Annotated in this window: 1 protein-coding gene; it reads right to left on the bottom strand. The window is 75.9% G+C overall.

The genetic code is table 11. The annotated features are described in order from the left end of the window. Nucleotides 1-175: 175 nt before the first annotated feature. On the bottom strand, nucleotides 176-2,419 hold a 2,244-nt coding region (locus HGA02_RS21145), incomplete at its 5' end, for a VTC domain-containing protein (protein WP_246247938.1).

Below are 2,419 nucleotides of genomic sequence, written 5' to 3'. Positions count from 1 at the left end.
CGGGTGGGGTGCGACATGGGCGCTCCAGGCGTCGGGACGTCGTCGTGACGTCGAAGGTCGGTCGGTGCGGTCCAGGGAGCAGTCGGTGCGTGCCGTGCGGTCGACCCGGACGGCGGCGGTGCGGTCTGCCGGTCGCGGTGGTGCGGCCGGGACGGGCGCGGTCAGGTGGGCGCCATCAGGCGGGCGACGACGGCTCGCCGTGCGCGTGGAGGCGGTGCAGCGTGCGGCGCCAGCGGTGCGACGCGAGCTCGGGCCGGAGCGCGGCGAGCCCCGTCGCGTACTTCGAGACGCGCACGGGTCGGTGGCCGTGCGCCCACAGCAGGCGGTCGACGTCGGACGCGGTGGACCCGTTCTTGGTCTCGACGACCGCGAGCCGCCGCAGCCGCAGCAGCCGGTCGCCGTCGTGCCACGCGAGGTCGGTGTCGACGGTGACGCGGCTCGCGGTGCGGGGCAGGCACAGCGTCGCGCGCAGGTAGCGCGTGACGAGCGTCGGGTGCAGCGGGAGGGGTGACGCGACGTCGACGCCGCGCTGGTCGAGCGTGCCGTCGACGAACCAGCGCCCGGGGCCGACGTCGAGCCGGTCGCGCAGGTGGTACGGGAGCCGGTCCTTGACGGTCGCACCGCGGGCGCCGCGCGTCTTGACCTCGAGCCAGCACTGCGCGGAGTCGAGGTAGCTGCGCGTGCGGACCTTGAACCGCCGCCGTCGACGCGTCGCCGACAGCCGGTAGGCGAGCAGGTCGGGCGTGTCGAAGTAGACGGACTCGTAGTCGAACAGCCGCGTCGCACCGATCTGCAGGACCTGCGCGTCGGCGGGCAGCCGCGCGAGCAGCACGGGCACGGCGTCGGCGGTGACCGTCAGCGTGGGGCCGGTCGCGCCCGCGACGGGCGTCCAGGCGGTGCCGTCGGTCGAGGTCTCCCACACCACGTCCGGCGCGGGTCGGCCCGTGACGGTCACGGTGAACGTCGCGTCCTCGCCGGGGCGCGTGACGACGTCGGCCGGGGAGCTCACGGTGGGCGGCGTGCGGACGCTGAGCGTGGCGGCGGCGGAGGTCGCGGTGCCGCGCACGTTGGTCGCGACGGCCCGGTACGACGAGCCGTGGAGCGCGTCGGTCGCCGTGACCGTGTACGTCGTCGCCGTCGCACCCGCGACGTCGGTCCACGTGGTGCCGTCGGTCGACGTCTGCCACTGCACGGTCGGCGTGGGCAGGCCGGTGACGCCGACCGTGAACGTGGCGGTCCCGCCGGCGTCGACGGTCGTCGCGAGGGGGTCGGTGACGGTCGGCACGTCCTGGACGGTGAGCGTCACCGGGTGGGTGTCGGTGACGCCGTGGCCGGTGAAGCGGGCGCGCACCTGCAGGCCGTCGTCGGACGCGGACAGCAGGCGCGTCCAGAAGACGTCGGTCGCGCTGGGCACGTCGGTCCAGGTGGTGCCGTCGGTCGACGTCTGCCACTGGACCGTCGGCGCGGGGTTGCCGTGCGCGGCCGCGGTGAGCAGCGCGCTGCCGCCGACGACCCCGGTCACGGCGACGGGGTGGACGTCGACGACGGGCCCGTGCAGCACGTGCAGGACGCCCTCGGCGCTCGTCGCGGTGGACGTGCCGTCGATCAGCACGGACGTCGCGACGGCCCGGTACCGGGTGCCGTCGAGCGAGGGCTCCGCGACCACGGACAGCGTCCCGCCGACACCGCCCGGCACGTCGGTCCACGTCCCGTCGATCAGCCGCTGCCAGCGGATCGCGGGTGCGGGCGACCCGCCGACGACGGTCGTGAGCTGCGCGGTTCCACCGTCGGGGACGGTCACGTCGGCGACGGGCGACAGGGTCGGACGCGTCTGGACGGTCAGCGTCGCGGCGGCCGTCTCCACGACGCCGTGGCCGGTGAACCGCGCGCGCACCTGGAGGCCGTCGTCGGACGCCGACAGCAGGCGCGTGTAGAACACGCCGGTCGCACCGGGCACGTCGGTCCACGTCGTGCCGTCGGCGGACGTCTGCCACTGCACGCTGGGCGCGGGGTTGCCGTGCGCGGCGGCGGTGAGCAGCGCGCTCCCGCCGGCGAGCCCGGTGACCGGCTGCGGGTGGACGTCCACGACCGGCCCGTACCGCACGTCGAGGACGGCTTCGCTGCTCGTGACCGACACCGTGCCGGTGACGAGGACGGACGTCGCGACGGCCCGGTAGCGAGCACCGTCGAAGGTCGGGTCGACGACCACGGACAGCGTCGCGCCGACGCCGCCGGGCACGTCGGTCCACGTCCCGTCGACGAGCCGCTGCCAGCGGACGGCCGGAGCGGGCGACCCGCCGACGACGGTCGTGAGCTGCGCGGTGCCGCCGTCGGCGACGGTCACGTCGGCCACGGGGGACAGGGTCGGCGGGGTCTGCACCGTGAGCCGTGCGGCGGCGGACCGGGCGACGGTCTCGCC

Source organism: Cellulomonas septica (assembly GCF_012396155.1).
Classification (GTDB): domain Bacteria; phylum Actinomycetota; class Actinomycetes; order Actinomycetales; family Cellulomonadaceae; genus Cellulomonas; species Cellulomonas septica.
This window is presented reverse-complemented; position numbering and strand designations above follow the sequence as displayed.